Here is a 25,096-nt window from a genome sequence, read left to right as displayed (position 1 = left end):
AGGATAATAGTATTCTTTATAGACTTTCTCCTGGAGTAAAACATACTTTCTTCGAACCATATCCCACTTATTATTCGCATTGAGTAATCTATCAAGTAAGCCTAAAGCCGCAGTTGGCCACTCGAAGAACAGTTTCCGAGAGTACCGCGGAAATTAGTGGTGGTTTGTAAAAGGGAAGGGCGGCTCCAGATTCTAAAGATTATTTACTGTTCAAGAATCATTTTCACTCATTAAATACTGAGCTATCAGAGAAACAAGTTAACTAATGTTGCCGGGGAGCTGGTACTGGGTATGCCATCGCTCGCAAAGTACGAGGCGATTTATTCGTAAAGTTTTCCTTCACTTACTAGGAGTCGACGCTACCAATTAGTTCCTCTATTGATGGAATATCATCAGAATATTCGGTTGTAATCAAGTTACAGTGATGGGTTCTGTATCGTTCATCGATCAGCCGGGCAAATACAAGGTATTCAATCTCGGGTTGGAAGTTGTAATTGCATCCACATCGATCCACGTTATCACCCGAAACGTTAATTGAATTCGAATCAGCTCCCTTTATCATTTGAAGTATTTTGAAATCTGCAGATATATCAATAATACGTTCACTATCTCTTCTTTCCTGGTAGATAGTTTTTATAACAGACTTCACCTCACCTACAAAAATTAGGTCACTATTTAGTACTGCTCTATGAAACTGAACCTCTTCGCTAGTGTACTTCACCCAACAGCTAGCCTTTGCACCGGCACTAACTAGCAGTAGGGATACAACAATTGTGGCAATTGCGTACAGTTTTTCCATTGTTGAGTTCTCATCCTATCCCTAAGTCTTTCAAATTTTATACGCGTTTAAAAAATATTCCATGCTGAAGTTTTCTCCTATATTCGTATCGTCACGCAACTCACATAGCCTTGCGTTGATCTCTGGCCTGTAATGAGGAATAGTTGCTTCTTCAATATATCCGCCTGCAGCAATAATGTCGGAAACATGAACCAACTCATGCCCAATGGTTAGCGAGATTGTTGCATCGCCAAGATTATCAAAGATATCTGGTGAAACTGTAATCGTTCTATCATTTTCCGGGCTCTGGATTTGACCCACTCAGCTTTCGGATATCCAGCAGGTGAGGGCGGGGGAATACCGCCATACCCGGGTGGACGTCAATTACATGTTCGAACTCCCGCGGCGGGAGGATGTTCCGGCATTAATGCGCGCAGGAGAGTACAACTTCCACAGAGTTTGCGCTCAACCTGCCGAAATACCGGACTGGGCCTTTGATCTCGACCTGGTTCATCCATCGGCGAGGGCCGCTTCATGAATGCGCCCGCCGAGCTGAAAAAGCTATCTGTTGCTCGGCGCTTCAATAGCTTTCACCTGGAGGTTGCTATGTTCAGTGAGCGGATAGGGTGGCTGCTTGAAAGGCTCATCAAGGATGAGATCACCGATGACGGTCCGGACATGGAGTTGTTACACCAGGTCCATGGCGACCTTCAGACCCTGATAGAGGCCCAGGACTGCAGGGCATAGCCGCAGTCTACACAGCCCTAACTACCACCTTTCTTATGTCCAATACTGTTTAGTGTTGGACATTATGTAATAGGCTCTAGCTGGAGCCTCCGCAGTCGGATTCCAACTCAAAGCGTACTCGCAGCCGCTGGCTGAATACCACATCGTGCTTCAGAGACCTGAGATTCACGGCATCAACATTCGCTCCTTGTTCGCGTGCAATCTGTTCCAGGCGAGCCCAATGATCGGTTTCCATCTGGTCACGCGAGCGATTTTCGGGCGGATCATCTGGACCGGCAACCATACGCGATGATTCCTCGACCTCCTTTATGGGCACATCGTGCCATTTCGCGGAACCACCCCAGCCGCGATCATCAAGCAGGAGCACGCGGCTGCCATCTGCCAGTTCCAGTTCGTGACGCGCAGATAGAGAAATATTCTCCTGTTGATAACGCTTTTCGTCGATATCAACATAAGTGACTAGGCGAACGGCAACTGGCATTGGTTTGTTGCGTCTCCGGCTGTTTCTACAACTAACTGTGTTGTTCGGCCAATAAGCAAGTGACTATTGGCTCGACCAACAACGGTGAAATATCCACCGCGTTAGATTGATGAACGACGGTATTTGTAGTTACCAGCGACTCCAGGCCGGCTGCCATTAAGTCTTCATCAACACCGTCGGCAAAGATACCGTGCACGGCGGCACAAGCGATACGGTCGACGCCTTGATCCCTGAGTGCCCGAATACATTGCAGTATTGTCTGTCCGCTGGATATGACGTCGTCGATTATCATCGCGGTGTGCGTACGAAAGGCATCCATACTTGGCAGCGTGACCTGTACGTCGCGGTCTCCCCGACGAACCTTGCTCCCTATAACAAAAGGATGGCCGCTGCGCTCGGCAATGCCGCTAACCCATTGTTCGCTCTCTGCATCGGGGCCGACCAGCACCAAGTTTTGCTTGTTTTTTAGCCAGTCCGCCAGCGCAGGCGCGCCTTGCACAACATGCGAAGGAACACGATATATTTCATCCAGGGAATGATAGCGGTGCAGGTGGGGATCGACGGTAACCAGCCAGTCAATATGGCGGGAAATATCGGCGGCAAATATTCTGGAAGTGACGGCCTCGCCTTGTATAAAACGGCGATCCTGTCGCATATAGCTCAGATAAGGGGCGACAAGCCCGACGGTTGACGCCCCCAATTCCCGAAGTGTCTCCAGCATGAATATCAGAGGCAGGTACTTGGCGTTGGGATGTGAGAGGTCGGCCACGACGATGCAGGGGCGCCCTGCAACCGGTGTTGCGATGCGAAGATAGGACTCGCCATCGGGGAATTGGCGCGTGGTGAAGTCACCACTATCCGCGCACAATAGCGTTGCCAACGAAGGCTGCAAAGGGTGGGGCTCGAGGGCAAATACCACCGCCCTTCCCTTCTCCTCTCCGTCTTCTTCCGGTGTCGTTGTTCTGGGTTGTAAAGACATCATTACCACCCTTTTGCTGAATGGGCTATGTTCGTGGTTGACGCCAGCAATAGTACTACTGGCGTATTTCCCGGACAAATCCGCACCCGGGTGAATCCCCGTGCCTCGCCATTGGCTGTGATGATGTCAGTATTGGGGATAGCAAGCTGTCGCCTACAAGCGCTCCAGCAGCCCGCGGAGATCGCGCAAGAACCAGTCCGGGCGCATCGGGTGTGCCGCGTGTGGCGTATCGGGATACTCGACGATTTCGACTAGAGAAGGATGCAGGTCACGCAGGCGTCGAAAACTCTCGCTCGGGTCAAAGGGGTCACCCGTGGGGTCAATGATCAGCATCGGCACGTTGAGGTTGCGGTAGGTAATGATCGGGTGTGTGCGGCGCCACGACTGGCCGAGAAGCGGCAACTCATGACTGCGTGCCGGATCAAACGTGGCCACGCCCTCCCCCAGTAACCTCGGACCGTCGTAATGTGGCACAAACTTGCCATCATCGCGCTCGCTGATCCAGGCCTGGAACATAGGCGCCACTCCGCTCGGCATGTTTCCGCCCCAACCCGGAACGTAGAATCCGGCGATGGCTTGAAAGGCTTCAAAGCGGCTGTTGAAAACCAGAGCTTCGAAAGGGGGAATCGCGTCGGCCATCTGCTTGGCCATTTCATACATCTTCTCGGTACGCGCTTGCACCGCATCGGCCCCGCCATCCTCCAGAACCAGGCCGAGTACCCGATCCGGGTAGTGGTCGTAGAATGCCGTGGTCACGCCGCCGCCGAGGGATAGCCCCCCTATCACCGCGCGCTCGATACCGAGTGCGTCCATCATCGCGGCGATATCGTCGGCGATATGCGACAGGGAGAAGGCGTAGTCGCCAACCTGGGTCTGGCCGTGTCCCCGGTAGGTGATGCTATAGACGTGATAGCCCGCTTCCGCCAGTTGTGGTCCGACATTGGCCAACTCGTAGCCGGTACTAGAGTACCCGTGGGACCAGATCAGGGGAACGCCCGACTCGTCGCCCCACTCAAGGTAGTGCATACGGATGCCGTTAACATCGATAAACTGACCGTGCTCGGCGTCTAGGCGGCGATACTCATCCCAGGCCTGATCGACGATGCGGCGATTCTCCGGCGTATCGGGGAAGGCTTGCGTCCCCTCCCCCATCGCCATGGCCATGTTTGCGAGCAGAGTCGCGAATAAGAGGAATAGTCTGGTCATTGTCTTTCTCTTTCTCCTTTTTAGTATTTAGCGCCAGCCAGTGGTCACCGCGCGGGGGCGGCGGCGGGACCGGTTTCGGCGCCCACCTCGGGCAGCGCCGCCAGGATGGCGGCTACGTGTCGATTGATATCGAATGCGGCTTCACCGTTGGTCCAACCCGCGCGCACGATCACCGTATTGCGCGAGGGCACCACGACAATGAACTGGCCGTTGAACCCCGCGGCCATGAACAAGTCCCTGGGCGCATCCGGCAGGAAGCGCTTGCCCGGGTCTTGCGGGTCGCCGGCATTGAGCCAGAACTGTCCGCCGTAGCGCCCCTCGGGAGCCTGGGCTATGGGCGTCACCGCAAAGCGGACATATTCCGGTGACAACAGCTGCTGGCCGTTAATTTCTCCCTCATTGAGAAATAACAGGCCGAAACGCGCCCAGTCACGGGCCGTGGCATAGAAGTAGGAACTGCCCACCTGCGCGCCCGATACATCCACTTCAAACACCGAGCTGTGCATGCCCGCGGGACCAAAGAAGCGCGACCAAACGAAATCCTGGAGACCTGCAAGATTCGAGCCCGCTGAATCAAATAGGATTTGCGACAGGAGATTGGTCGTACCGGAGGAGTAGGACCAGTGCGTACCGGGGTCGTGCGCCAGTGGTCTCGCCGCGGTGTACGCCGCCATGTCCGCTTCCTTGAACAGCATGTTGGTGCTGTCATTTCCGGGGCCATAGGGGTGTTCCACAAAGGCCAGCCCATCGGTCATGGTCAGGAGATGGCGCAAGGTGATGGCGCCGCGGGCATCGTCGTCCGAGCGCCAGGCGGGTATCGGAGCCGCCGCGTCCAGGTCCAGCTCGCCATCCGTCACCAGGGTGCCGATCAGCGCGCTGGTAATGCTCTTGCTGGCGGACCAGGCGAGAAAACGCGACTCACGGTCAAATCCCGGTGCGTAGCGCTCGGCGATGAGGCGGCCATCCTGTACTACTACCAGGGCGCGTGTATCAATAGTTGTACCGGGTGCGTCCTCGGCGAAGGCGGCATCGATGGCGGCCTCTAGTGCCAGCTTGCTGGCGCCAGCGGGCAAATCAGCAAGGCCGGCGCCCCGTCCGGCGGGCCACGCTTCTGCGGAAGCTGCCGGCATTTGCGGTATCGGTATACCTTCGGCTTGAGCGAGCAAATCCGCACGGTCGGCATCGATCATCAGGGTACAACCCAGCCCGGGGCGGTACAGGGCTGTGCGCTTGAAAAAGCCATAATACTCCGCAGAGGCCGTTTGCGAACCGGCATCGAACGAGAAGCTCGCGCGCGCCAGCAGGGGGGAATTGAACGGGCGCAGGTCACGTTCGACTACCTGGTCGGGCGCCCGTCCCTGGAGATAGACACCGGAGCAGGCCAGCTTGGCGCCGGCACCGGCGCCCATGGTTGTGGAGTCTGGAAAACCGGGCGGGAACCATTGTTCGAGTTTGGCCACAACGACGGCGAAAACCAGCAGTCCTGCTACAGCGAGGATGAGCGCGTAGCGCCGCCTGGCACGTAGTGAATGTTCCATGTTTATCGATCCTGTTGTAATTGTTCGGAAGCCGCGGCCAGTCCGCAGGACCGGAACCGCGGTAAGTCCAATTGCCTAGGCCGTGTGCAAGCCGCTAGAAGTCATAACTGATGTTGACGCCGACGGTGCGCGGAGGATTAGTGGGAACTTGCTCAAAGTACGCACCCTGACGGTCGATGGCATAGGTGACGGCCTCATCCAGCAGGTTGTGAGCAAACAGGCCGATACTGTAACCCTTCACGCTGTGCAGACCCACATTCAGGTCCATCAGGTCGTAATCGCCCAGGGCGACATCCAGGTCGGTATTGAAGTCGTTGAGTCGATCGCCGACATAGCGGTAAATCAGCGAGCCGTAAAGGTCAAAGCCACCTCTCAAAGGGCGGTTGTAATTCGCGCTGATACTGAATTGTTCCTCGGCGGCACCGGGAAGCGTGTCTCCGGCCTTACCGGAAACGCCTCCGGGCACGTCCTCCTGCAGCTCCGGTCGCGTCAGCGAACCGGCGAGGGTGACATCGAGGCTCGGGGTCAGCTGGGCGGCAACACTGAATTCAAACCCCGGAATTTCCGCCGCGCCCGCGTTCTGTGTGGCGCGCGCAAATGTCGTGGGGTCCTGCACCACAAGCTGAATATCGTCCCAGTCGAGAAAGAAAAGCGCGGCATTGGCCACCAGGCGGCCGTCGAGCCAGCTGCTTTTTACACCCAGCTCGTAGCTCCAAAGCGAATCGGAGTCATAGGTGCTGAAAGGACTGATTGCCGTCGGCTGGTTGAAGCCACCGCGGCGATAGCCCGATGCCGCTGTAAAGTAGGCCATCAGGTCGTCGTGAACAGCGTGCTCCAGCGACACTTTGTAGGTGTTGACGTCCTCCTGTGTCGCGAACTTGATACCGCGGATTGCCGCGGTGCCATCCATTTGCAAGAAAAAACCGTCGGTCTTGGTGAAGGTTGTCGCAAATTCCACGTCAGAGCGGCGGTAGCCCACCGTCAGACGCGTGGCGTCGGTAAAGGCCCATCCCAGCTCGCCATACAGCGCGCGCTCGCTACTGGGTCTTTCCTCGAAGCTGTCAATGGCGATATCGCCGTCGACGACCGGCAGGAATCCAAAAATGCTGTCGCCGCTACCGGTGTATACGATTTTCTGGCTGGTTTCAGCGCGCACATCTTCATAGTAGGCGCCGGCAATCCAGTCCAGGCGGCCTCCCCCGCTGGAGACCAGGCGCAACTCCAGAATGTCAGTGTCTGTGTCTCTGTTTGTCGGGCCCTCGGTGCCATCGCAAACACAGCCATTGGTGACACCGACGAATTCACGTTGATCGAAAACCATATTCCACGATTCTTCGGTATGGGTGGCGATCAGCTTCGCGGTGACATTGTCAAAGCGGTACTCGATATCCAGGTTGATAATATCGTATTCGCTATTGATCTCCGAGATCACTCCGCCAATCGCCTGGCGCTTAGCCGGGTTCACCGGGGTAATGGCGCCGTTGGGATCCGCCGCCGGCGAACGAATCGTCGTGGTCCAGTTGGCGCCCGAGTCAATGGACTGGTGGAGGTAGACAAGGTCCGTGGTGAGCGCTTCCGTGGGTTCCCAACGCAATGCCAGGCGCCCGCCCACGGTATCCTCTTCATTGATATCGTCACGACCGAGTTCTACATTGTCGATAAACCCGTCGTGCTGGTAGCTGTAGCCAACCGCGCGCACGGCAAGCGTATCGCCCAGGGGCAGGTTGACATAGCCAGATCCGCCGTAATTGTCACCGCCATCTTCGGTGGCGGACATATAACCCTTGATCCCACCGGCGAGGCCATTGAAATCGGGCTTGTTGGTGATATAACGGATGATGCCGCCCATTGCGCTGCGGCCGAACAGCGTGCCCTGCGGGCCTTTCAGTACTTCCACGCGGTTCATATCCACCAGCCGTAGCGGCGGTGCGCTGGTCCCCGTGCCGGACACGGCAAAATCATCCAGGTAGGTCGCGGTGGTTTCCCCGCCGGCCTCCTGTGTGGAAGTGGCGATATTGCGGATAATCACGCGGTTGCTCGAGGGCCCCGAGTTGAACGCAGTAACGCCGGGGACGGCGTCGAGAATCTGGGCGGCGTTGGTATACACGTTCTGGCCCAGGTCGTTTCCGCTAATGGCATTGATGGACAGGGCGGTATCCTGGATACCGGTTTCCCGGCGGGTCGCCGTTACGATGACCTCTTCCAGCATCCGCGGGCCATCCGACACGCCCTCCTGCGCCACCGTGCCGCTGCTGAAGAAAGCCGCCAGTGCCGTCAGCAGGAATCCGCGCGAACGCGCCGATTGCCCCTTCCCCTCATTCGATCCTGTTATCATTTGCTCGTCCAATTGCTTGCGGTCCGCGGCCGCCGTCCGGCGCACCACAATGACCCCGTTATCGTTGATCCGGCCTTCAAAACCGGTATTGACGAGCAGCGCCTCAAGGGCCTCCGCGGTGGTATAGGCCCCGTGTAATGCCGGCGCCTCAAGCGCACTGATTGCATCAAACGGGAACAGGGTCTGTACGCCAGCAGTTTCAGCCAGGCCTTTTAATGATTGGTCGAGGCCCTGCGCCGGCAGCTCGAGATGAAAGCGTTCGGGTTCCTGCGCCATCACACCGCTACTGCCGGTGCCCGCGAACAGAAACAACAGCATCCACGCCAGCAGCGACAGCAATACCCCGCGGGTCTGCTCAGGGAATAGGACAGCGGGGCGCGCAAAAACCCCCATGCCAATGCGGCAGTTTCCGGTGTCGGTCATTTCCGGCTGCGCAGTCGCACGGTGCCGTTGTCGGCGCGATCGACATCAATGGGGAACCCGCTTTCCAGCGTATCGAGAAGGCCCGCGGTATCTCCCGCGCGAAAATAGCCGCCAATGCGCATGTTGCTCAAAGCGCTGTCCTCGATGACGATGCGGACATCGGAATACCGGCCAACCTCTTCAATCACCAGGGCAAGCGGCTCTCCCGCGAAAGACAGCATGCCGTCGCGCCAGGCCAGCTCGCGCGCCACTTCCTCGTCGCTGACCGCCTCGGCCGGCTCCAGTTGCTGTGTCAGGCGCACTCGCTGGCCGCGCTTCACGGTACCTAGCAACTTCCGGCCAGAGGCCGGGAGCATGCCGCCGGTGTTGCGCTCCGCCAGCTCCACCACGCCGTCCGTGACCAGCACCTCGATCGATTCGGGGCCCTTGCGCACGGAGAAGGCGGTACCGACAGCGCGCACGGTTCTGCCATTCACGTGCACCAGGAAAGGACGGGAGGCATCGTGACGCACATCAAAGTAGGCTTCGCCGGCCAGTAGGTGCAGTGCCCGGGCTTGATCGTCGTAATTGACCCGAACCCGGGATGCGGTGTTGAGCTGTACCAGCGAGCCGTCCGGCAGCGCGACGGTGCGCTGTTCACCAACGGCGGTTGCATAGAGGTCCGTCCCCGGCCCCGCTCCTCCGCTCACCCACAACACGCCAATAGCAACCACCAGCGCCATCGCGACCGTGGCGAGCATCGCGGGCAGGAAAAGCCGTGGCCGCGGCCGGGGGCGCGGCGGAACAGCCAGCTCGGTCAACACATTCATCTCCCCCCACAGCAGCGACAAACGCTCCATGGCCTCGCGGTGCCGGGGGCTGCGGTTGATCCATTCGCGGAATGCCTCGAGATCCGCGGCGGTGGGTTCTTCGCCGTCGAACTGCGCGATCCAGGCGCAGGCCTCCTTGTCGACATCCGACTGTCCGAAGCCGTGTTGATCAACCATGGCCGCTACCACCCTTGAGCTGTCTCACATCCCCTGCCCTATCGCCAATCTCGCCATCCATCGCCGCCATGAACTGCGCACAACGATAGAGGCCGGTCGCAACGTGCTTCTCCACGGTACTGGTCGACACGCCGAGCGACTCGGCGATCTCGCGATGGGAATAACCGTAAACCTTGCGCATCAGAAATGCCCGGCGGCACTGCGGCGGGAGGCGGGAGGCCGCGCGACAGAACAGCGCCAGGCGCTGCTCACTGTGCACCGTCTCCTCGAGTGTATGCGCTCCACGGGGCTCGCTATCGCCGGCCGCATCCTCGATATAGTCGGTCAGCGCACGCGCCTTGCGTGACAACTCGTTCAGCGCCACATTGCGCGCCACCCGGAACAGAAAGGCCTTTGGCGAACGCACCGCCTGTCCCCGCTCGGATTCGTAGGCGCGCAGGTAGGCCTCCTGCGAGACATCTTCGACGTCGCGAGGGTCCGGCAGGAAACGCGCCAGGAATTTTCTCAGTATATTCCTGTGCTGCAGGTAGGCCTGGGACACCGCCGACCGCCCGGGGCTCATCGCTGGTCCGCGCCTCACAATGCTTTCTTCTTCAATTCCCGCACTCCGCCGGCGTCTGGGACGGCTTATCCGCCCCTATACTATTATCCGCCGATATATGGGGGACAATCGAACCGCCTTTTTCCCCCAGTCGAATTTCAACGACCGGATTACATCTGGGGATATCGCACCCGCACCGGAATCGAGTTCCCCCCTTGGCGGGCGCTCCAGCGCGCTCCTTGCGGCGGTATCACCCACTTGGCGGTTAAAATTTGTGCAATGCGGCATGGGCAGCTCCCTTGCCGCAGGTGGTCACTTCCGGCCAATATTGTGATAATACCGTGAATACCCCGCGTCTCCGACGTGTTCGCGCACTTTTTGGCCCGTTGCAAAAGGCTTCACTGATGGCAACTCCGAAACCGGTCCCACTCTACCCCACCCATGAGGCGCTCAAGCATTTCAGCTTCGGCGACTACCCGGAGCTGAAGGCCTTCCTGGAGTCCGGCGAACCCTGGTGGCTCGCCCACTGGCACTGGGGCCGCGAATTTCTCGAATACACCGGCCGCAACAAATCCGAGCATACCTTTATACGCTTTCGCAATGAAACCGAGCGTTTCCTGTTATGGACCTTCCTGATCAAGGCCAGGCCCATGGACCAGCTGCGCAAGTCGGACATTCTCGACTACGCCGATTTTTGCTGGCAACCGCCGGTTTCCTGGATTTGCCTGGCCAGCCATGAGAAGTTCAAGCTCAACAATGGCTGTTATGTCCAAAACGAGGCCTGGGCCCCCTTTCGGCTCAAATTGCCCAAAAAGAGCCTGGCCACCGACACGCCCCCGGACAAGAAGAAGTACCGGCCCTCGCAACAAACATTAAGCGCGACCTTCACGTCCATCATCGCCTTCTACAAGTACCTGATGAATGAGGAGTACCTCTACGGCAATCCGGCACAGATCGCCAAGTCCGATTGCCGGCATTTTATCCGCGACGCCCAGGTCAAGGAGATCCGGCGGCTGACCGAGGCCCAGTGGGACTATGTATTCAAGGTCGCGCACCGGATGGCCGATGAAGACCCGGTTCACGAGCGCAGCCTGTTCGTCATTTGTGCCCTGAAGACCTTGTTTCTGCGGATTTCAGAGCTCTCGGAGCGCCGGAACTGGTCCCCGGTGATGAGTCACTTCTGGCAGGATTCCGAGGGCAACTGGTGGCTCAAAATCTTCGGCAAGGGGCGCAAGTTACGCGATATCACCGTCCCCCCGAGTTTTATCGACTACCTGAAGCGCTACCGCGCCTACCGGGGCCTGAGCGCCCTGCCCGCCGCCGGTGAAAACTTCCCCATTGTCGAGAAAATCCGCGGCCAGGGCGGCATGACCGCCCGCCAGCTGGCCCGCATCGTCCAGGGCGTCCTCGACCGCGCCTACGACGAAATGAAGCGCGACCACGGCGAGGACAACGCGCGCAAGCTCAAGGAAGCCTCCACCCACTGGCTGCGGCACACCGGCGCCAGCATGGAGGTGGAACGCGGGCGGGCGCTCAAGGACCTTTCGGAGGATTTGGGGCATTCCAGCATGGCCACGACCGACAGCATTTACGTGCAGACCGAGAACCGGGTGCGGGCGCGCAGCGGCAAGGATCGCAGGGTTGAATAACGGGTTCTGCGCACCGTTTTATCGTGCCTTCAACTTCGCACGTCCAAGGCCGGTACTGGGCATCGATACCCGCCACTTGAACGAATCTGTTGTTGACAATACACGCGGTCTGCATATAGATAATAGATCCGACTCATTGGAAGAGGATCACAGGGATGTCAGAAGGACTGTTCGCGCGGGTATCGCGCATCATCTCCGGCAGCGTTAATCTGGCCGTGGACCGGGCCGAATCCGCCGCCCCCGAAGTGGTGATGAGAGAGGCAATTCGCGAGATAGACAGCGCCACCGATGATGTGCGCAAGCAGCTCGGCGAGGTCATCGCACGCCGGCACAATGCCTCGCAACGCCTCGCCTCGGAGCGTGAGCGCCATGAGGAGCTCAGCGAGCAGATCAGGCTGGCGCTCGCCGAGCATCGCGAGGACCTGGCCGAGGCGGCGGCCGCCACGCAGCTCGATGTCGAGGCGCAATTGCCGATTCTCGAATCCAGTATCTCCGAGTACGGTGCCGAAGAGGCCGAACTGGAAAACTATATCCGGGCCTTGCAGGGCCGCAAGCGGGAAATGGAAGCCGAGGCGGAACAGATCATCAAGGCGGCCAGGGCCGCACAGGGCCAAACCGTCAATACCCAGGCTCCCGGCACCGGCAATGTCGAAGCGGCGGTGGAGAAGGCCAGCGATGCCTTCGACCGGGTGGCGTCGGCCGCGACCGGCGCCGCGGGGTCGGTGCGCAGCACAGACCCGGCCAAACTTGCCGAGCTGGAAGAGCTGGCCCGCAAGAACCGCATTCGCGAGCGGCTGGCGCAGTTCAAACAAGACACCAATGACTGATGCTGGAGTTCATCGCCGCGGGTGAAAACCTGCCTTTCGGTATCGCTATCGCCTTGATGGTGCTGATCGCCCTGTTCGAGGGCGTCGGCGCCCTCCTCGGCCTGGCGATCTTCAGCACCATCGACTCCCTGCTGCCGGATTTCGACACCGACATCGATCTCGATACAGGCGACGTCGAAGCGTCCGGCGCGCTGTCGCGGGTACTCGGCTGGCTGCGCGTCGGCCGGGTACCGGTGCTGGTGCTGTTGATCATGTTCCTCACCGCCTTCGGCCTCACCGGCTACCTGCTGCAGGGGCTGATGCTGAATATGTTCGGGCTGATGCTGCCGGCGCTTGTCGCCGCCATCGCGGCGTTCATCGTCGGCTTGCAGGCCATGCACCTGTCCGCGGCGCTCTGGTCGAGGGCCATCCCCAATGCGGAGTCCAGCGGCGTATCCAGCGATGATTTCGTGGGTTCCACGGCGACGGTCACCATTGGCGTGGCGACGCGGGACAAAGCCGCGGAGGCGAAACTCAGTGACCGCTTCGGGCAGGCGCACTTCGTTATGGTAAGGCCCGATACCGGACAGGACACTATGCCCGCCGGCACGACCGTACTCCTGGTTCGCAGGAACGGATCGGAGTTCGTCGCGATACATCCCGATCGTTCGCTTATCCCCGACGCGTAAGGAAGCCAGAAAAAAGGACTCAACTATGGAAACTGGATTTATCGGATCGTTCGGGACCATTGGTCTCGTCGCGGGCGTGGTATTTGTCGCCCTCCTCGCCATCGGGTTGATTTTCGCCAGGCTCTACACCCGGGCCACCAAGCAAAAGGCCTTCGTCCGCACCGGCATGGGCGGCGAAAAAGTGATCAAGGATGGCGGCGCGGTGGTGTTGCCGGTATTGCACGAAATTATCTGGGTGAATATGAACACCCTTCGCCTGGAGGTGCGCCGCGCCAATGAACAGGCCTTGATCACCAAGGACCGCATGCGCGTGGATGTGGCCGCCGAGTTCTATCTGCGGGTGAAGCCCAACGCGGATGCCATCGCCACCGCCGCCCAGACCCTGGGCAATCGCACCATGAACCCCGATGAGCTGAAGCAGTTGGTGGAAGGCAAGTTCATCGACGCGTTGCGCTCGGTGGCCGCGGGCATGACCATGACCGACCTGCACGAAAACCGGGCAAATTTTGTCCAGGAAGTGCAGTCAACGGGGGCCAGCGACCTGGACAAGAACGGCCTCGAGCTGGAGTCGGTCTCCCTGACCGGCATGGACCAGACGTCAAAGGACTTCTTCAACCCCGACAATGCCTTCGACGCCGAGGGCTTGACCCGCCTGACCGAGGAAACCGAGGCCCGCCGCAAGGCCCGCAACGATATCGAGCAGGATACCCGGATCAGCATCGAGCAAAAAAACCTCGAAACCGAAACCCAGTCCTTCGAAATCGCGCGCCAGCAGGAATTCGCCCGCCTCAACCAGGAGCGCGAGATCGAAAACCAGCGCGCCGCGCAGCAATCCGAGATCCAGGCCACGGCGGCACAGCGGCGCAAGGAGGGCGAGTCGGCCAATATCGAGGCCGATCGCGAGATTCAACTGGCGAACATCGAGAAAAACCGGGTCACGCGCGAGAGTGACATCGACGCCGATCGCACCGTCCGCGAGAAGGAAATCGACAAGGACCGGGCAATCGAGCTGGCGAGCCAGGACCGCGATATCGCCATCGCCAATAAATCCAAGGAACAATCCAGCGCCAAGGCCGCGGCCGACGCGGCGCGCTCCGACGCTGTCAAGGCCGAGGAAGCCGTCACCACCGTGCGCGAGACCGCCGAGGCGGAGCGTCGCAAGCAGGTGCGGCTGATCGAGGCCGCGGAGCAGGCCGAAACCCAAGCCGTCGGGGTGACCACCCAGGCCGAGGCCGAGAAACAGGCCGCCGAGGACAGGGCCGAAGCCGTGCGTATCGAAGCCGCCGCGCAAGCCGAGGCGACCCGCGAGACCTCCATGGCCGAAGCCGAGGGCCTGGAAAAAATCAACGAGGCGAAAAACCGCCTGAGCCCCGAGCAGGTCGACCTCCAGGTGCGCCTGGCGCTGATCGAGCGCCTGCCCGAAATCATTCGCGAGACGGTCAAGCCGGCGGAGCAGATCGAGTCCATCAAGATATTCGACGTCAACGGCCTCGGAGCCATTGGCAGCGGCGGCGGAAATGCATCCGGTGGCGGCAACGACGTCGCTGGAGGTATTGTCAACGGCATGTTGAAATACCAGGCAACCCATCCGCTACTGACCCAAATGCTGCGGGAAATGGGCCTGAACGGCGTCGAGGACATCCACTCCCCCGCACTGTCCAAAGCCCTGGGTTACCAGGCAGCGGAGCCCGGGAACGCCGATACTGGCGCTGGGGAAGATGCCCCCGAGAACGACGGGAGCGGGACGGCCTCCACCAACAATCAGCCATGGGAAGAAGGCGAGTCGACCCCGCCGGCGACCTGATTTCCACAAGGTCGCCCCGGCGCCGGCCCGGGGCGGCCATCCACTTCGTCGCAGCGGATTTTTCCAGTGGTTCGCGAATGGCGACCCCGCCAGTGTTTTCGCTATCGAAACGTCTCTGTACAATGAGTTAGCATGTGCAAGTATTGAGCCCACCGTGGTGCTCAGCCAGTTCCAGTGGAGTAATACGTGGCTACAACCAAGACCGGAAAGACCGGAAAGACCGGAAATAAAGGCGATGGCGCAAAAACGGCCTCGACCGCGAATCAGATCGGCCGGCGATTGCGCCAGCTGCGCAAGGATCACGATTGGACACTTGCTGAAGTCGCCCAGCGGACAGGCATCTCGGCCGGGACGCTATCGAAACTCGAACACGGTAAAACCGAACTCAATTTCACCAGTGTCAACAAGCTGGCGAATGGGCTCGGGCTGCCCGTCACCGACCTGACCAACCCCGCCAGCGGCATGCAGGGACGCAGGGCAATCACCCTGGGCGGGCAAGGCGCGGTGTTCGAGGCATCGGACATGGAATACGAAGTGTTGTGCAGTGACGTGTCCAACCACAAACAGGGCTACCTGAAGGCCACAGTCAAATCCCGGAGGTTTGATCCGGAGATGCCCTGGCACCGCCACAACGGCCAGGAGTTCCTCTATGTGCTTAGCGGCAAGCTGGAGCTGTATACCGAACTGTATGAGCCAGTGCAGCTGGACGCGGGAGACAGCATCCTGTTCGATTCCTCCATGGGGCATCAATACGTGTCGCTGGGGCGCAAGGATGCCCAGATTCTGATGAGCATGCTGTTGGAGGGCTACCAGAACGTCTCCGACATTTTCCGCACCTGAGCCATCGGAACCAGCTTTCCCCCGGCAATGCCGGTGGCGCAACTCCCCATACCTCACATGTCCCCTCCTACGGGTAAACAGCGGTAGCGCTTTACCCCGGCGCCGGGTAGTTCACTGTCAACTCCGCGCCCTTCCTTCGGGTCACCGACCTCGCCGTGCTCGATCCTCCTTGTGCCGGACAGATACTGGCCCGATCAATCTTCTGCCTGTCTGAAAAGCTTGCCTTGGCTAACCGGCCCCATACACAACCGACATGACAATATTTCGCTGGATTTAAAAAACTTTCCAAATCGAAAACTCCGTGATAGTGTTGCTCTCGGTCGATACAGTTGATCAACAGATAAGATAAACTGCCGATAGAGAAAGCCTACATGAAACCGTCAACGCTTAAGGTTAAGCACCTCGCCGGTGCTATCGCCCTGATTACCGCCGCCCACCAACCCGCCTTCGCGGAGCGCGCGAAAGGCGCGGTGATCGAAGAAATCACGATTACAGCCTCGCGACTGAAGGAGTCCGGCTACGAGGCCCCGACGCCGGTCACCATGCTGGGAACGGATGATATGGAGGCCCGCGGGGTCACCAATATCGCCGACCTCGTCAACGAGGTGCCGTCGTTCAGCGCCACGCTGAGTACCCAATCCACCACCCTGAATTCCCGCCAGAATGGCGTGAGCGGCCTGGACTTACGCGGACTGGGGGCCAATCGCAACCTCGTGCTGGTCAACGGTCGTCGTCATGTGCCATTTGACGAGAACGGTATCGTGAACGTCGCCGCGATACCAACCGTCATTATCAAGCGGGTTGATATTGTAACGGGGGGTGCATCCGCGGCCTGGGGCACCGATGCCGTGTCAGGCGTCGTCAACATTGTATTCGACGACGAACTGGAGGGCGCCAAGATCGATGTGCAAGGTGGCCAGTCGGCGGAAGGCGACGCCAAGAACGGCCGGATTTCCGCGGCCTTTGGACAGAAATTCGCCGACGATCGCGGGCATTTCATGGTTGCCGCGGACGTGTTCGACAACGACGGCGTGCCGGCCTCCTCCGCGCGGGACTGGTCCAATGAGCATTGGGCGATTCTCAGCAACCCGAACGATACCTCGCCCAACGACGGCATTCCGAGCCGCATTATCCGACCCAATGCCGCACTGTACCTCGCTTCACCCAACGGGGTGACCCTGGGGAACGGCTCGTCGCCCATCGACAACCTGGAATTCCTGCCGGATGGCACGGCAATTCCCCGGGAGCTTGGCGCTTACGCAAGCGGCAGCCACATGCTCGGCGGCAGTGGCTCCTATCTGAGTGACAATACCGCGCTGGATGTCCCCGTGGAGCGCAACGCGCTTTTGGGGTCTGTGCGATTCGACCTGACCGATACCCTGCGGATTTTCGCTGAAGGCAGCTATACCGTATCGGAATCCGATGGCGCGCTGATCAACGCCTTCCGCTTTGGCGACCCGATTATCAAGTCGGGTAATCCCTACCTGCCGGATAGCGTCCAGGCGCTCATGGACGAGAACGGCATCGAGGCCTTCCCCCTGTTCAGAACCTTTGAGGAAATCCCGCCGATTGCCTCGGTTTCCGAAAACAAAAACAAGCGCTTTGTTCTTGGCGCCGAAGGCGACTACGGCGACAGCGGCTGGTGGGAAGCCTATTACCAGTACGGCAATGCCACCTTCAGCAACAAACAACCCTACAACATGCTGGTGCAGAACCTGCGCAACGCGGCCGACGCGGTGATCGACCCCGCCACTGGCGAGATTGTTTGCCGGGCCAATCTCGGCGGCGCCAACGGCGCGCCCGGCTGCGCGCCGGCCAACCTGTTCGGCAAGGGGTCCCTGAGCCCCGAGGCGATCGATTACATCACCGACACCGGCGGGTCGTGGACCAAACTCGACCAGGACGTGTTCTCGATCAGCATGGGTGGCGATGTTTTCGAGGGTTGGGCCGGTCCGATCGTCGCCGCCATCGGCGCCGACTACCGGGAAGAGTCCTTGCGGCGCAAGGTCACCGACAACGACGACAACTCCGCCTTCATTATTGTGAATGCCAAGCCACTCGCCGGCGAGATGGATGTCAAGGAAATCTTCACCGAGTGGGGCGTGCCGCTGATTTCCGGCGAGCAAAGCCTCGACTTCAACGCCGCCGTGCGCTGGGCGGACTACAGCTCCGTGGGATCGGCCACAAGCTGGAAAACGGGCATGGTCTACCAGCCCACCGAGTCGCTGGTCGTGCGCGGCACCGTTTCACAGGATATCCGCGCGCCCAGCATTGGTGAGCAGTTCCTGGAAGCCACGCTGCTGTTCGCCAATATTACCAACCCCTTTACTGGCGATAGCAACGCGATATCTCGACTGCTGACGGGTAACGAGAACCTCGACCAGGAAGAATCGAAAACCAAGACTATTGGCGTTGTGTGGTCGCCAATGGCCGCCGACCTCCAGTTCTCCCTGGACTGGTACGACATCAGCATCACCGATGCCATCGACAGAACCACCGACCAGCAGATCCTCGATCGCTGCTTCGGCGGCGAGAATGAGATGTGCCAGCTGATCTCCTTTGGCGCCAACCAGGAAGTCACCGAGATCGTCAACCCGCTTCTCAACCTCGGCTCCGTGGACGTCGAGGGACTGGACTTCTCCTCCGACTATTCCATGGACCTCGGCGGCGGCACGCTGGGCATCAACCTCCTGGCCAGCTACCTGATCAACAAGGAGTTCGACGCCTCTGGCAACAATCCTGTCGACGTGGTCGGGGAAATGGGCCTGGTCAGCAATTTCGGCGCCCCCGAAACCAAGGCGCGCCTGGGCCTGTCCTACGACCGGGGTCCCTGGGGCATTTACGGCCAGATGCGCTATGTCAGCTCCGGTTACTACAACCCCAACTGGGGGGCAGAGGACATCTCGGCGTCGGATAACAGCATTCCGTCGGTAACCTACTTCGACGTATCGGGCTACTACCGCTTCGACCTCAACGGCATGGATAGATTTGAACTGTACGGCGGGGTTACCAACCTCGGCGATAAAGATCCGCCCGTTGCTCCGCGTGACTTTATCAGCAATATCGCCACCAACCCGGTGCACTACGACGTTATTGGGCAGCGCTTCTACCTGGGCCTGCGGATGACGTTCTAACACGGCAAGCCTCGCCACCGGTCATTTTTTGGCCGGTGGCGCATTTCCTACCTCCACTAAATCGATTCCTCTTTGCGCGAAACCGGCGCGATCAATACAAAATATCCCATCGCGCGGTGAAACTTTACGACCGCCGCGGACTCTGAGTAGGCGGATTTCTGTCAACCGGACCGCGCACGCGCACAAACCATGACTTTTAACGACCAAATTCGCCGTTCCGGTGCCCGCTGGGCACTGCTCGCGTTTGTGCTCGCGTTGTCCTGGTGCTGGCTGAAACCCGTGTTGTCGACGGATGCAAAGGCCGCGTTCTCGGCCGCGCAGCTACAAGAGCTACCGTCAGCAACCGGCGATAGCGTTTGCGATACCGCTAAAAACGCGCTCACTCCGGGGGCCCAGCTGGCGCTGGAGCTCGGCATGGCGGTCATCGCGCTGTATCTGTGGCCGTTGCCGTGGCGTCGGCATACACGCGGTACCCGGCAATACCCGCCGCCGCCCCCCCTCTTCCCCTGCCGTCCGCACCAGCTGCACTGCGTCTTTCTCGAATAGGCCCTCTCCCAGGCCAGGGCTCGCGCCCGCTATTGCCGGAAAATCCCGGCGTTCCCGCCCAACCGGGCCATTTAACTGCAAGGGTCGCCGTTGCGATCCCCAGGGAGAAATTGCATGTATTGTATTGCGCGCCTAAAAAGGGGCGTTCACCTGCTATTGGCGGCCTGCCTGCTCGCACCGGCGGCACTGGCCGGGCCCCCGCCCCCTGACGCCATTAACGACACGGGGTGGCTCACCGCCCCGGAGCACCCGCCGGTGTCGGTGCGGCTCGCCGTGCCTGGCACCACGGACACCCGGGCCGGAACCATTGACGCCGTACTCGCGGTCAATCTGGACAAGGGCTGGAAAACCTACTGGCGTTCACCCGGCGAGGGCGGAATCGCCCCCGCCATGGATTGGTCGGACTCTGAAAACCTCAGCGATATCACCTGGCTCTGGCCGGCACCACAACGCTACCAGATGCAGGGTATCGAAACCGCCGGTTACGAGGGGCTGGTGCGCTTTCCACTGCGTTTGAAATGGAGCGAACCCGACGAACCGGTGCGATTGCGGGCGACGCTGACCCTGCCATCCTGCACCACGATCTGTGTCCTCACGGATTTTGAGCTGGCGCTCGATTTTACCCCCAAACAACTGCGCATTGACGACGATCTTGCCTACCGCTTCAACCAGGCCATGGGCTCGGTACCGCGCGCCCTGCCCGGCGCCGCCGTCAACGATGCCCGTTGGGACGCCCGGCGGGAACTCCTGCAGTTGACTCTACAGCGGGACACTCCCTGGCAATCGCCCCAGGTATTTGTCGACGCTCCGGACGCGCGTCTCGCCGAGCTCAATTACCAGCTGGAACGCCTTGAGGTGGACAACAATACCCTGCGGATTCAACTTAGCCCCAGCCACTGGCTGGAACTTCCCGAGCTGGTGGGCGAACGCATCCGGCTGACTGTCACGGATGGGGCCTTCGCGGCCGAATACGACAGCACGATTCGCGCCGGCGACGTGGCGGTGTCCGCGCAGCGTTCGTTGGGCTGGATACTATTACTGGCGTTGATGGGAGGTCTTGTTCTCAACGTTATGCCCTGCGTGCTACCGGTACTCGGGCTCAAACTGCACGGCCTGGTGGCGGGAACCACCCGCGACGGCAAGCGTATCCGGCGGCAGTTCGCCGCGTCCGCCATGGGCATCGTCATCGCGTTCTGGCTGCTTGCCGCCGGCACCTTGTTGCTACAGTGGTCGGGCGCGGCCGTGGGTTGGGGGGTGCAGTTCCAGAACCCCTGGTTTATCGCCGCGCTGGCGACCGTCACTTTTGTGTTCACACTCAATCTGGCCGGTGTTTTCGAGTGGCGCCTACCCGTTGGCCTCAATACCTGGGCAGCGAAACAGGGCGACAACAGCTACCGTGGCCACGTACTGCAGGGCATGCTGGCAACGCTGCTGGCCACTCCCTGCACCGCGCCCTTCCTGGGCACCGCCGTGGCCTTTGCCCTGGGCGCCAGCCCCGGTGAACTGGTCGCGGTATTCACCGCCCTGGGGGTCGGCATGGCCCTGCCCTGGCTGTTGGTCGCGGCACTGCCCGCCACCGCGTCGCTGCTGCCACGCCCCGGCCCCTGGCTGCATTGGGTCAAACCGCTGTTTGCGCTGATGATGGGCGGCACGTCCCTGTGGTTGTTCGGTCTGCTCAGTCCGCATACCGGCCTGACAGTGGTAGCGCTGGCCTGCGCCACGCTGGTGCTGCTCACCGTTTCCCTGTTATGGCTGCGCGGCGGATCCAGGGCGGGACTGCTGGGTGTCGGCGCCGCCACCCTGGCGGTGGCCGCCGTTCTGGCCCTTGGAGGTATCTCGGGACAGTGGCAATCACCGAACCAACGGCCGCTGTCCTGGCAGCCCCTCGACAGTGACGCCATAGCACGGGCCGTGCAAGGCGGCGAAACCGTGTTTGTGGACGTAACCGCCGACTGGTGCATTACCTGCCAGGCCAACAAAATCGGCGTGCTGTTGCGCGAGCCGGTCTACAGCGCCCTACAGGAAGACGGCATCATTCGCCTGCAGGGCGACTGGACCCGCCCGGCGTCGGATATCAGTGCATACCTCAAGGACAACGGCACTTACGGCGTCCCCTTCAACAAAGTCTACGGCCCCGGGGCGCCAGCGGGCATCGACCTGCCTGTACTGTTGACCGACCAGGCCGTGTTGCGCGCCCTGGAAACCGCGAGGACCGGCCCGTGACCACAAACCAAAAACCATCATCGGGCCTGCGGCGCTGGCACTTGATCCTGTTGTGGTTACTGGCCATGGCCAGTGTGCCCTTGCTGATGGACCAGTGGCGTCACCGGGACACCCCGACCGAGGCGCCGCGGCAGTTGTTGCCTGACCTGGATGGCGCGCACCTGGACATTCGGCGCATGAGCATGGAAACACCGGTACTGGTTTACTTCTGGGCCACCTGGTGCCCGGTATGTCGGCTGGTGTCCCCCTCCGTGAACGCCCTGGACGAGAAGCACCCGGTCGTCGCGATAACCCTGACTTCCGGCCCGCCGGAGCGCATAGCGGCCTATGCCCGGGAACACGCACTCGGTTTCCGTATGGTCAACGACGCCAATGGCCACGTCAGCCGCGCCTGGGGCGTTCGCGCCACGCCGACCATCGCGGTGGTTTATCGCGGTGAAATCCGCTCGATCACCAGCGGCATCACCACCCTGCCCGGCATTATGTTCCGCCTTTGGCTGGCCGAACACATAGCGACACCTACAGAAAGCGACGCCCAAACACTATCCACTACCGAACAGGAATCCACACTATGAAACAACTACTCGCCGTCCTGCTAATTACCCAGATGTGGGCTAGCCAGGCCTGGTCGCAGGTGCTGCGCGAAGCCGCTGGCGAACAACAGCTGCTGGATGAAATCGTCAGTATGTTGCGGGAGCACCCACAACTGATACCGGACCTGCACGCAAACCTGCAGCTATTTATCGCCAACGAGCAGGGACGCGAAGCCGCGCTGGAAACCCATCGCAGCTGGCTGTTCGAGGAAGATGTTCATCCCCGTTTCGGCCCGCGCAACAGTGAGCGCACCCTGGTGGTGTTCACCGATTACAACTGCCCCTACTGCAAGCGCCTGGAACCGGTTCTACAACGGCTGCACAAGCAATACCCCGAGCTCGGTATCGTCAATGTCTATGTACCCCTGCGCCAGGGCGGCGCCCCGGGTACTGACACCGGCTCCGCGCAATATGCGCTGGGAGTCTGGCGCGATCAGCGGGAGGATTTTGCCGACGTGCACGACCTGCTACTGAAGAAAAACGGCCTGCACAGCGGGCAATCCCTCAACCAGATCGCCACGCGTACCGGCACCGACTCGCTGCTGCAAAAGGACGCGGCGGCCGAGGCCGTGATCGCGCGCAACCTGGAGGCCTTTCACGCACTGGGCCTGCGCGGGACGCCGAGCCTGTTGATCGGCGACGAAATCGTTCCCGGTTACCTGCCCTACGAACAGCTACAGCCGATCGTGGAACAGAAATTGGGGGATTGACAGAGCCACGGCAAACGCCGGTGGTATTACCGGCGGACCGCGGCAAAAAGCCCTACACCGCGAGGGTGTAGCCGCCGTCCACCACCAATGTCTGTCCGGTAATGAAACCCGCCTGCTCGCTGCACAGGTAGAGGGCCGCGCCGGCCATGTCCTCGGGCTGTCCCCAGCGCCCGAGCGGCGTGCGCTCGATCACCGCGCGGTCCATTTCCGGCATGTCCTTCACCGGCCGGGTCATGCGCGATTCGGTCATGCCCGCGGCAATGGCATTCGCGCGTATGCCGCGATCGGCCCAGGTCAGGCCCATGGATTTGGCCATCTGTGCAATACCGGCCTTGGCGGCGCCGTAGCCCGGTACCATTTCGTTGGCGAAAAAGGAGGTGAGCGAGGCGATGCCCAGCACAGAGGCGCCGCCGCGCATCTTGCTGGCGGTCAGGTGGTCGAGGCAGGCGCGGGACAGGTGGAAGGCGGATAGCAGATTGAGCTGTACCGAGGCTTCGAAGCCCTCGTGGCTCCATTCATCGCCGGCGGGCATGCTGGCCCCGGCATTGTTGATTAGAATGTCGAGCTGTTCCAGGCCGGCGGCGAAAGCCTTCAGCGCCGCGGTGTCGCGCACATCCAGCGATTGGAATTCGAAGGCCTCCAGGTTTACCCCGGGATAGTCCGCGGCGGTTCCCCGGGTCCCGGTTACGGTCACCCGGGCGCCGGCTTCGGCAAAGGCGCTGGCGATGCCGTGGCCGATACCGCTGGTGCCCCCCGTCACCAGTACGTGGGCGCCGCTGTAATCGAAAATCGCACGGTTGTTCATCCGCTTGCTCCTGTTAGCCCAGTTCCCGCAGGGAGGGATAGGCGTCGTAGTAAAAATCGAAGCGCTGGCGCAGGGTGTCGGGCTCAATACCAAACTGGCCCTTGAGGTCGTAGCGCACCCGGCCATAGTCATTGCGGTGCTCGCGCACAAAAGCCTCCAGCGCGGCGCGGGCCTCGCCGGTCATGGCCAGACCGGCCAAATCATAGATCCCCTGTACAGTGCCCACATCGTCGCGAATCAATTGCCTGAACGGCACATCGAGCGACTGCGTCGCCGGCCACGCCGCGCGGTCGGCCACACAGGCGCGCAGCAGGTGTTCCACCCGATCGGTCCAGTACCGCAGCAGCTCCTGTATGGCCACGCGCTTGCGGTTCATACGCTGGCCATAGGCGAGCATGGTCACCGCGGACTGGATCACGGCAACCGGATCCCGGTGGGTAATGGCGACGGTGGCGTCGGGAAAGACCTCGCGCAGCACCGGCAACTGTTCCAGATGCTGCGGGCACTTCAGGACCCAGCGCCGCCTGTTGCCGCTGTCGCGCTCGCGCTGCTGCCAGGTCAACAGCTTGAGCACATCGCGCATGTACTCGTACTGTGGCGTCTGGTCCTCGCCGTAATAGTGGTCGCGCCAGCGCGGACAGGGACTCAACCACTCGTAGTTGTAGGAACCGAAGTTGGGGCCCATCAGCTCCAACTCCTCGTGAATGTGATCCGGGTGCATCGGGTGCATCGCCGCCAGCAGCGGGGTCATCGCCTGCATGCCCTCCCAGGCCTGCATGCAGCGCTGATAGCGTGGGTCGGTGCCGTCTTCCAACAACCCCTCCCCGGGCCGCGGCACGGGCTCGTAGGATTCCCACAGCGGCAGTGAACGCTGGCGCCGGTCGGCGGCCATCAGGTTGAGCAGGTGGGTGGTACCGGAGCGCGGCAGCCCCGCGACAATGATCGGCGCCTCGATATCAACGTCGAGGATTTCCGGGTGCCGCTTGAACTGGTCCCGTATCAACAGGCGACTGATGGCGTGCTGCACCAGCTTGCCCCGCAGGCTGAGCCGGCCGAGGTTGCGCAAGCCCGTGTCACTGCCCCATTCGTCGCAGAGCAGGTCCAGGCGCGGGCGAAAATCCATCGCGCCCCAGTCATTCAGGCCGGTGGTGGCTTCGGCCTCGGCGATGATGGAATCGCTGCCAAGCTCAACCGATAGCTGATCGGTGTGGGCAATGGCGGCCCGCTGTGCCGCGTTCAGTCGCGGTTGGGCGAGGTCATCAATGATTATATCGTTCACGCGC

The 25,096-nt window shown here is 60.6% G+C and carries 23 protein-coding genes; 12 read left to right on the top strand and 11 right to left on the bottom strand.

What is annotated here, in order from left to right; translation table 11 throughout:
* Positions 1–346 precede the first annotated feature (346 nt).
* A complete protein-coding gene (locus tag JYP50_RS13620; protein ID WP_206561094.1) occupies positions 347–799 on the bottom strand; it encodes a hypothetical protein in 453 nt (150 codons plus the stop codon).
* 30 nt (positions 800–829) lie between these two features.
* The gene (locus JYP50_RS13615) at positions 830–1,099 is read right to left on the bottom strand and encodes a hypothetical protein (RefSeq protein ID WP_206561093.1); all 270 of its coding nucleotides are present in this window, start codon (positions 1,097–1,099) and stop codon (positions 830–832) included.
* Between the two features lie 13 nt (positions 1,100–1,112).
* Here JYP50_RS13615 and JYP50_RS22285 point away from each other — a divergent pair, with 13 nt between their 5' ends.
* Both JYP50_RS22285 and JYP50_RS13610 read left to right on the top strand, forming a co-directional pair.
* Entirely contained in the window at positions 1,113–1,316 is a 204-nt protein-coding gene (locus JYP50_RS22285; protein WP_431311301.1) for a hypothetical protein, read from the top strand.
* Positions 1,313–1,525 carry a hypothetical protein gene (locus JYP50_RS13610; RefSeq protein WP_206561092.1) on the top strand — a complete coding sequence of 71 codons (213 nt, stop codon included), beginning with the start codon at positions 1,313–1,315 and terminating at the stop codon, positions 1,523–1,525. The genes JYP50_RS22285 and JYP50_RS13610 overlap by 4 nt, the downstream gene beginning before the upstream one ends.
* A 76-nt stretch (positions 1,526–1,601) precedes the next feature.
* Here JYP50_RS13610 and JYP50_RS13605 read toward each other — a convergent pair whose 3' ends face one another.
* From JYP50_RS13605 to JYP50_RS13575, 7 genes are all read right to left on the bottom strand, one after another.
* Entirely contained in the window at positions 1,602–2,006 is a 405-nt protein-coding gene (locus JYP50_RS13605; RefSeq protein ID WP_206561091.1) for a hypothetical protein, read from the bottom strand.
* Positions 2,007–2,037: 31 nt separating this feature from the next.
* Complete coding sequence (locus tag JYP50_RS13600) at positions 2,038–2,988, bottom strand: ribose-phosphate diphosphokinase (RefSeq protein ID WP_241263135.1); 951 nt, start codon at positions 2,986–2,988, stop codon at positions 2,038–2,040.
* A gap of 150 nt (positions 2,989–3,138) precedes the next feature.
* Positions 3,139–4,191, bottom strand: a complete 1,053-nt coding sequence (locus JYP50_RS13595; RefSeq protein ID WP_206561090.1) for an alpha/beta fold hydrolase — start codon at positions 4,189–4,191, stop codon at positions 3,139–3,141.
* A gap of 44 nt (positions 4,192–4,235) precedes the next feature.
* Positions 4,236–5,729, bottom strand: a complete 1,494-nt coding sequence (locus JYP50_RS13590; RefSeq protein ID WP_206561089.1) for a serine hydrolase domain-containing protein — start codon at positions 5,727–5,729, stop codon at positions 4,236–4,238.
* A 94-nt stretch (positions 5,730–5,823) separates the two neighbouring features.
* Positions 5,824–8,487, bottom strand: coding sequence for a TonB-dependent receptor domain-containing protein (locus tag JYP50_RS13585; protein WP_206561088.1), 2,664 nt, complete (start codon positions 8,485–8,487; stop codon positions 5,824–5,826).
* Positions 8,484–9,473, bottom strand: a complete 990-nt coding sequence (locus JYP50_RS13580) for a FecR family protein (RefSeq protein ID WP_206561087.1) — start codon at positions 9,471–9,473, stop codon at positions 8,484–8,486. The genes JYP50_RS13585 and JYP50_RS13580 overlap by 4 nt, the downstream gene beginning before the upstream one ends.
* Positions 9,466–10,035, bottom strand: coding sequence for an RNA polymerase sigma factor (locus JYP50_RS13575; RefSeq protein WP_206561086.1), 570 nt, complete (start codon positions 10,033–10,035; stop codon positions 9,466–9,468). The genes JYP50_RS13580 and JYP50_RS13575 overlap by 8 nt, the downstream gene beginning before the upstream one ends.
* Positions 10,036–10,418: 383 nt before the next feature.
* Here JYP50_RS13575 and JYP50_RS13570 point away from each other — a divergent pair, with 383 nt between their 5' ends.
* From JYP50_RS13570 to JYP50_RS13525, 10 genes are all read left to right on the top strand, one after another.
* Positions 10,419–11,663 carry a tyrosine-type recombinase/integrase gene (locus tag JYP50_RS13570; RefSeq protein WP_206561085.1) on the top strand — a complete coding sequence of 415 codons (1,245 nt, stop codon included), beginning with the start codon at positions 10,419–10,421 and terminating at the stop codon, positions 11,661–11,663.
* Positions 11,664–11,818: 155 nt separating this feature from the next.
* Positions 11,819–12,490 (top strand): PspA/IM30 family protein, encoded by a 672-nt coding sequence (locus JYP50_RS13565; protein ID WP_206561084.1) that lies wholly within the window; start codon positions 11,819–11,821, stop codon positions 12,488–12,490.
* On the top strand, positions 12,490–13,158 hold the full coding sequence (locus tag JYP50_RS13560) for a YqiJ family protein (protein WP_206561083.1): 669 nt from the start codon (positions 12,490–12,492) through the stop codon (positions 13,156–13,158). Before JYP50_RS13565 ends, JYP50_RS13560 begins: the two co-directional genes overlap by 1 nt.
* Positions 13,159–13,183: 25 nt before the next feature.
* Positions 13,184–14,962: a flotillin family protein gene (locus JYP50_RS13555; RefSeq protein WP_206561082.1), complete on the top strand. Its 1,779-nt coding sequence runs from the start codon at positions 13,184–13,186 to the stop codon at positions 14,960–14,962.
* Positions 14,963–15,148: 186 nt separating this feature from the next.
* Positions 15,149–15,802: a cupin domain-containing protein gene (locus tag JYP50_RS22165; protein WP_206561081.1), complete on the top strand. Its 654-nt coding sequence runs from the start codon at positions 15,149–15,151 to the stop codon at positions 15,800–15,802.
* A gap of 371 nt (positions 15,803–16,173) precedes the next feature.
* Complete coding sequence (locus JYP50_RS13545) at positions 16,174–18,936, top strand: TonB-dependent receptor domain-containing protein (RefSeq protein WP_206561080.1); 2,763 nt, start codon at positions 16,174–16,176, stop codon at positions 18,934–18,936.
* Between the two features lie 189 nt (positions 18,937–19,125).
* Positions 19,126–19,482, top strand: coding sequence for a hypothetical protein (locus JYP50_RS13540; protein ID WP_206561079.1), 357 nt, complete (start codon positions 19,126–19,128; stop codon positions 19,480–19,482).
* Positions 19,483–19,596: 114 nt separating this feature from the next.
* Positions 19,597–21,705, top strand: a complete 2,109-nt coding sequence (locus JYP50_RS13535) for a protein-disulfide reductase DsbD family protein (protein WP_206561078.1) — start codon at positions 19,597–19,599, stop codon at positions 21,703–21,705.
* Positions 21,702–22,280, top strand: a complete 579-nt coding sequence (locus tag JYP50_RS13530) for a redoxin domain-containing protein (RefSeq protein ID WP_206561077.1) — start codon at positions 21,702–21,704, stop codon at positions 22,278–22,280. Before JYP50_RS13535 ends, JYP50_RS13530 begins: the two co-directional genes overlap by 4 nt.
* Entirely contained in the window at positions 22,277–23,008 is a 732-nt protein-coding gene (locus JYP50_RS13525) for a DsbA family protein (RefSeq protein WP_206561076.1), read from the top strand. Before JYP50_RS13530 ends, JYP50_RS13525 begins: the two co-directional genes overlap by 4 nt.
* A 52-nt stretch (positions 23,009–23,060) precedes the next feature.
* Here JYP50_RS13525 and JYP50_RS13520 read toward each other — a convergent pair whose 3' ends face one another.
* Together JYP50_RS13520 and JYP50_RS13515 are read right to left on the bottom strand one after the other, a co-directional pair.
* On the bottom strand, positions 23,061–23,813 hold the full coding sequence (locus tag JYP50_RS13520; protein ID WP_206561075.1) for an SDR family NAD(P)-dependent oxidoreductase: 753 nt from the start codon (positions 23,811–23,813) through the stop codon (positions 23,061–23,063).
* 13 nt (positions 23,814–23,826) lie between these two features.
* Positions 23,827–25,092: a sulfotransferase gene (locus JYP50_RS13515; RefSeq protein WP_206561074.1), complete on the bottom strand. Its 1,266-nt coding sequence runs from the start codon at positions 25,090–25,092 to the stop codon at positions 23,827–23,829.
* Positions 25,093–25,096 lie beyond the last annotated feature (4 nt).

It is taken from the genome of Parahaliea mediterranea (assembly GCF_017255185.1).
Taxonomy (GTDB): Bacteria; Pseudomonadota; Gammaproteobacteria; order Pseudomonadales; family Halieaceae; genus JAFKCZ01.
The sequence above is the reverse complement of the archived record's forward strand: the minus strand, read 5'-3'. Positions and strand labels throughout refer to the sequence as shown.